The following is a 5,978-nucleotide window of genomic DNA, read 5'->3' as shown; positions in this document are numbered from 1 at the left end:
ATCATTGCCTACGAAGGAGACGGTCCAAGATAAATTCGGAAAATATTACAACTAAAATCGAGCGATAACCTGCCAACAGTTCACGAGTACTACTCCAGATACCAACCCTTATTGGCAACTTTATGATGTTATTTCGTTCGGTCGATCGCAGTTAGAAGGTTGAGCAAAAATGCCCAACCAGATTGTATTTCAGTCCTGCGAGAGTATTTAAGGGCCGGACAGGTGATGCGAATTCCACACCATACTGTATGGTGTGCGTGAGGGTGAATCGATCCGTCGAAGACGGATACGGATCCGAAGAGGATTCCGGACTGCTGCTGACCGCCATCGTTGGAATACGATGGAGTAATTCTGTCGTAAAGTGGGAACGATGGCCGCCGTTCAGTCGCCGTCATCGAACGCCGACCGAAGTTCCCATACGCCGGAATCGAAGAAGGGTGATTTCGGATAGCCCGCACCCCGCCAGAGTGCGTCGAGGGGGGCCGCGAGTTCGGTTCGAACGTCGGCATCGAAGTTGTCGAGCGTCACGGGGAACGGTGCGAGCATCGGCTCTCGAATAGGGTGCGCGTCGTCGCTCGACTCGACCGCACCGGTGTCGAGCAGACAGCCATCGACGCCGTACATCGTGAACGTGACGTAAATCGGGGCCGTCCGCTGGTGGTACGCGAGCACGCGAAGGTACCGCCGGACGCTCCGTGTCAGGTCGAGTTCGAGCGCGCGTCCGTCGATTCGTGGCGGTTCCGTCCGGGATTCCTCGAACGGAATCGCGGCAACGGATTCGACGACACCGTTCGAGAAGAGATGTGCATACCCGGCACAGCCGTTCCGGTCATCCGACGGGACGACTGCCCCGAACCCGTCGGCGGTCCACGAACCGCGCGCACCGTCCCGCCCGAGTATGGGAAGCTGTTTCGGGCGCATGGGATCGGCCTCGGGTAACACGCTGTGCTCGCCGAGGTCGATCGCGTAGCCGTCGTCGTACACGCCGGTCGGGACGACGTGAACGACGATACCCCGCGGCGCGTCGAAGTCGAAGTAGCCTTCCCCGTTCATGACCGCTTCGAGTCGTCGCTGATGAAGCGCCGTCGCCTGTTCGTTTGCCCCCCCGGCGTACTTGGCCGCCATGATCGCGTCTCGATAGCTCATTCGCTACCGACCAAACCCGGTGAAGATGGTTAAATGGACTGATATACCGAGCAGACCTGTCGACAATGAAAATACATTTTGTTTCATCTAGAAATCTGACGCACAGTGACTGATCCCCGCCCTCCAAACGACAGCCCTCCTCAAAAAAGACCTCTATCACCCTCTCGTCGTCGATTTCTCGGTCTCACTTCGACTGCCGTTTTCGGCACTCTCGGTGGGTGTAGCGCGCTGTACCCCGCCGCTTCCCGACCGATTTCCGTGGACGATTGGCCGCTCGTCGGCTACGATTCGGCGGGCACGGCATACAAACCGGACGGCCTCTCGCTTCGAGCGAAACCCGCGGTTCGGTGGAAACGGACGCTTCCGAACGTGACAGGACGTTCGCCGACGCCGCTCATCTACGACGGGACCGTCTACAGCACGGCCGGGAGTTTCCTCACCGTCGATGCGACGGACGGAACGACACAAACCCATCGGCGGCAGCCGTTCGGGGTGACGCCAGCCATCGCAACGGCAACTGCATACCGCAACGAGACGGTCGTTTCGACCGACGGGCGTCGGGTTTACGGCGTCAATCCGGGCACCGACCTCCGTGGTGACCTCCGCTATCGCTGGCGAACGCCCGAACCGAAGTCGTCGTTCATCCAGTCGTTGTTGCCGAGCGGCGACGCCGTCTCGCCGGTCATCGCCGATGGACACGTCTTCGTTCCACACGATACAGGTGTCGAGAGTAGCGTGCGCGCGCTCGACCCGAGCGACGGACGGGAACGGTGGCGCTATCGGTCTGACGGCCTGTCCTCACGAGTTTCCGTCTACGACGGCGTCGTCTACATCGCGACGTGGGTCAACGAATTCGCCACGCTCGACGCCGAAACAGGGGACGTTCGCTGGCGACGACAACCGTTCAGAGAGGTGCTCACGTGGGGGTACGTGACCGCCGCCGACCACGGCGTGTACGGAACGCGTGACGACTACGCCATCGCCTTCGACAGGAAGACCGGGAAGCGTCGGTGGCTCCGTCGCCTCACCGGCGACGGAAAGTACGCGAAGATACAGGGAACACCGACCGTCACCGACGAGACGGTGTACGTCCAGATCACACGGGACGACGGGGACCTCCTCCTCGCGCTTGACCCACGCTCGGGAACGACTCGATGGGAAAAGCCGGTCGGCGAGTACAAGCGAACGCCCGTCGTCGCGGGCGACACGGTCTACGTCCCCGATTCGCGAGCCCTCCTCGCACTCGACGCGAAGACTGGAGACGAACGGTGGAAATTCGAGACCGAAAAAGCTCCATCACCACCGGCAGTCGGTGCCGGGATGGTCGTCTTCACGGACGGGTTCGAACTGTACGCATTGGAGGCATCCCGATGAGCCGAGACGAGCAGGTCCACGGCACCGAGATCGATCGCGTCGGTTCCGATTCGCCGCCCGACGACTCCATCACGGCCTTGGGATTGCTCGTGGGTGCCCTGCGGGACATCCGCTCGCGTCCCTCGCTCGCCGTGCCGTTTCTGGTGACGAGCATCGTACTCGCCGCCTGTAACATCGTCCGACTCCGGGACCCGGTGGTGACGCAAGTCGCCACCGTCGCTCGGGCGGGACTCGCCCATTTCGTCGTGCTGTTGTATCCCGGTGACACCTCCCTCGTTACCCGACCGATTGGCGCGATTTTGGGGCTTCGGCTCCCGATCATGGCGGAAGTCGCCGCCGTCTGGCTCGTCACCCAGATAGCGATCGCAACCGCGGTTGTCGCCCTCGTGACCCGTTCGGATGGTGATTCAGTCTCCGTTCGAAGCGTCGCGTCGCTCGTCGTCTTCCAATGTTGTCTGTCCGGTCTCGTCTGGGCGGTCGGCGCGATGCTCGGCTTCGTCGTCCTGCTCGTCGGCGTACTCCTCGTCCGTTCGTCTCGGCCCGACTGTTCGCCGTCCCGGTGTTGCTGGTTCGCGGGAGGTCGATGGGGACGGCGATTCGGCGAAGCTACGACTCGGTCGCCGGGAACACACTGTCGGTCGTCGTCTTTGCGGGAATCATCGGGACGCTCCAGTACTGGGTCGGGAGCGTTCCGATGCTCGACTCGCTCGCCTCGTACGGTGGACCCGAACTCCACGTCGCGCTCGGGACGGTTCTCGGAATGTCTATCTTCGCCCCGTTGGGAGTTCTCGGCGCGATACGTGTAGCGGTGATCGCAACCGACGAGTGATCTTCGTCAACCGTAGGTTTCCACGAGATGGTCGAGCAATTCGTCCACCGTCGTCGGGTTGTACGTCCAGAATCCGAAGAATTCGCCGTCGTCCCGTTCCTCGGCGACCAACGCGCATTTCTGGTCGTCGTCACCGCCACCGTCGTAGACGAGGAACCACACCTGCCCTATCTCTCCCGCCGTTCTGGCACAAAACGTCGTATTGGGAATCCGAGGCGGTTGCCAGTCCGCCCGTCCGTAAATGTGGATATCCAGATTCGTCTCCAACGCGAGTCGTCGATAGAGGTCCATCTGGTCCTGAAACGCCGAGAACGCCTGAAATCCGACGTGTAAGGAACCGACGGCGATACGCCACGCGCGGTCCTCGATTTCGCGGCTGGTCGCCAACATCTGCCGTCGGTCGAACGACGTGAACAGGGTTTCATCGAGAAGGGTTCGCAGGTCGCGGAACGAGGACGGATCGAAATCATCGTGCCACGGGACGAGAACCGGCGGGGTGAGAAACTCCCGAAGCGCGGTCAACCCGATCGCTCCCTGAAACCCGTCTTCGTCCCGGATGACGAGGAATTCGTTCGGTCCGACGCTCCGAAGCCGTTTGTACTTCACCGTGACGTTTTTCGTCTCGAACTGCTCCGCGAGGTCCGTATTCGAGTCGCCACCGTACACTACGAGCGTCTTTCGTTCCCGCTCGACCGCGTCGATGGCTTCCCGGAAGTTCATCGGTAGTTCCGCTCCTTCGCCTTCGCTCAATTCCCATACTCGTTTTTCAGTGCCCAGTGTAGTAGTCGAGTGACGGACGGGGAGAGTTCGGGCCTGACGAGCAGTTCTTCACGCGGATCGTAGTCGACGAGCCCCGACTTGCGTAGCATACGGATGTGTTGTCGCCGGAGTTCGGCCAGCAACTGTTCGCGGTCCTCGGCCGTCGCCATCCGATATTCGCTCGCGTACAGCCACCCCGTGAGCACGTCGGCCAGTTCGTCCAGCGAGATTCGGTCCCACTCCAAGAGCGTGTACAGCGTATATCGTCGAGGCGTACTCGACAATGCCCGATACACGTCGTCGTCCAGCGACGTGTCTAACAAAATTTCGTACAGTATGTCCTCGGAGTCATTTCCCATATAGACTCCCCGATACCCATACAATTCGGGAATGCCTAAATCTTCGGTCCCGACGTGTCTTACAGCCGTCGGGCGAGCAACCGACTGGTGACGAAGAGGATAGCGCTCATCGTGACCGAGACGGCCGAGACGGCAAACACGCTCAGGCCGGTGCCCGACGCGTCGAATGGGCCTCGTCCGGCCGCCGTCGTGTACTGGTGGATCGTCTCCACGCCGCTGTAGCCCAGGAGGAACACCGCCAACGTGATGACGAGCAGGAGTGCGCCACCGACCAAGCCATAAAACGACGCTATCTCCTCGACACTCAGGAGCTGTTGCATCCGGCGCGTGCTCAGGTCCTCCTCGCCGGAGAGTATCGTCGCGGCGACGGCGACGTGTCCGGCCGCCGCTCCGAGTTCGAGGAGGAGGACGAGCGCACCCGGCATCAGGATGATCGGCGATGCCGTCAGTGGAGCTCCACCCGGAAACAGCGCCGCAACCGAGTCGGAGTAGCCGAGCGTTATCGGCGCGATGAGTGCCAGCGCGAGCAGTAGGACGCTCTGCCAGGCGAGTTTCGTCGGGATTGATTGATCGAAGAGGCTGTTCCGTCGGACGCGCAGTCGCTCGTAGGGCGAGCCGTTGAGAATTGCATCCGCGATTCTGTCGTCGAGGTAGTCTGTCTGTTCCGTCACGGTACCACGACCGGGTATCGGTCGTTTTCAGCCGATATCATCCTCGGGGATATACCTGTATCGATTCGTCGAAACGCCAATATTCGGACGTTTCAGAGCGTTAGGACAAAAATATCGCGTACTGTCGAATAGGGGACTGCGGTGGAATCGTCGTCCACGGAACGGACGCAGGAACTCCTCGACGACGGGAAGCGTCGTGACTCGATGATAACAGTACGCCCGTGGAATCATTCTCGGTGACGAGATCGAGAACCTCGGTCACGGCGGACCGACGGAAGCGCCCGGCCGCGTCGTGGCCGAGATTCGGACGTTCCATCGACGGGGAATCGGATTCAGGGCCGAACTACCCACGTTCATTGTCACCGCCGACCACGACACGAGTATGACCGAATACGATACCGTCGTCGTCGGCGTCGGCGGCATGGGAAGCGCGACGGCGGCCCACCTCGCAAAGCGCGGCGAGAACGTCTTGGGCCTGGAACGCTACGATATTCCGCATTCGATGGGGTCGTCACACGGCGTGACGCGAATCATCCGGAAGGCGTACTACGAGCACCCTGACTACGTCCCGCTGCTGGAGCGTGCCTACGAACTGTGGGACGAGTTGGATGCCACCCACCCCACAAAACTCCTCCACACGACCGGTTGTATCGTCGCTGGCCCGGAGGGCAGCGAGAAGGTCGCCGGTGCGCGCGAATCCTGTGAGACACACGGATTGGCGTACGAACGGCTTTCCGCCGAGGAGGTGGGCGAACGATATCCGGGCTACGACCTGCCCGAGGACTTCGTTGCGATTTTCGAACCGGACGGCGGCTTCCTTCACGTCGAACAGTGCGTCGT

Annotated in this window: 7 protein-coding genes; 3 read left to right on the top strand and 4 right to left on the bottom strand. The window is 61.2% G+C overall.

Annotated features, from left to right (window positions below):
* Positions 1-381: 381 nt before the first annotated feature.
* Positions 382-1,146, bottom strand: coding sequence for a hypothetical protein (locus WBV42_RS06195; protein WP_423985251.1), 765 nt, complete (start codon positions 1,144-1,146; stop codon positions 382-384).
* A gap of 258 nt (positions 1,147-1,404) precedes the next feature.
* Between WBV42_RS06195 and WBV42_RS06190 the strand changes: the two genes are divergently transcribed.
* On the top strand, positions 1,405-2,520 hold the full coding sequence (locus WBV42_RS06190) for a PQQ-binding-like beta-propeller repeat protein (RefSeq protein WP_423985250.1): 1,116 nt from the start codon (positions 1,405-1,407) through the stop codon (positions 2,518-2,520).
* Complete coding sequence (locus WBV42_RS06185; protein ID WP_423985249.1) at positions 2,517-3,326, top strand: hypothetical protein; 810 nt, start codon at positions 2,517-2,519, stop codon at positions 3,324-3,326. The genes WBV42_RS06190 and WBV42_RS06185 overlap by 4 nt, the downstream gene beginning before the upstream one ends.
* A 29-nt stretch (positions 3,327-3,355) precedes the next feature.
* Here the strand turns inward: WBV42_RS06185 and WBV42_RS06180 are convergent, their stop codons facing one another.
* Genes WBV42_RS06180 through WBV42_RS06170 form a run of 3 tightly spaced genes read right to left on the bottom strand, consistent with a single transcriptional unit; the run spans position 3,356 to position 5,138 of the window.
* Positions 3,356-4,099: a DICT sensory domain-containing protein gene (locus WBV42_RS06180; protein ID WP_423985248.1), complete on the bottom strand. Its 744-nt coding sequence runs from the start codon at positions 4,097-4,099 to the stop codon at positions 3,356-3,358.
* Positions 4,096-4,467 carry a DUF7344 domain-containing protein gene (locus WBV42_RS06175; protein WP_423985247.1) on the bottom strand — a complete coding sequence of 124 codons (372 nt, stop codon included), beginning with the start codon at positions 4,465-4,467 and terminating at the stop codon, positions 4,096-4,098. Before WBV42_RS06175 ends, WBV42_RS06180 begins: the two co-directional genes overlap by 4 nt.
* A 59-nt stretch (positions 4,468-4,526) precedes the next feature.
* Positions 4,527-5,138 carry a hypothetical protein gene (locus WBV42_RS06170; protein ID WP_423985246.1) on the bottom strand — a complete coding sequence of 204 codons (612 nt, stop codon included), beginning with the start codon at positions 5,136-5,138 and terminating at the stop codon, positions 4,527-4,529.
* A 382-nt stretch (positions 5,139-5,520) separates the two neighbouring features.
* On the opposite strand from WBV42_RS06170, the gene WBV42_RS06165 reads away from it, so the two are divergent.
* Positions 5,521-5,978 (top strand): FAD-dependent oxidoreductase (locus tag WBV42_RS06165; RefSeq protein WP_423985245.1); only part of this gene is annotated, 458 nt, incomplete at its 3' end.

Origin of the sequence: Haladaptatus sp., from assembly GCF_049589095.1 — an archaeon.
Lineage (GTDB): Archaea > Halobacteriota > Halobacteria > Halobacteriales > Haladaptataceae > Haladaptatus.
The sequence above is the reverse complement of the archived record's forward strand: the minus strand, read 5'-3'. Positions and strand labels throughout refer to the sequence as shown.

Bases quoted from the DNA above. Each gene is read 5' to 3' on its own strand.
- WBV42_RS06195 (WP_423985251.1), bottom strand. From the start codon at position 1,146: ATGAGCTATCGAGACGCGATCATGGCGGCCAAGTACGCCGGGGGGGCA.
- WBV42_RS06185 (WP_423985249.1), top strand. From the start codon at position 2,517: ATGAGCCGAGACGAGCAGGTCCACGGCACCGAGATCGATCGCGTCGGT.
- WBV42_RS06175 (WP_423985247.1), bottom strand. From the start codon at position 4,467: ATGGGAAATGACTCCGAGGACATACTGTACGAAATTTTGTTAGACACG.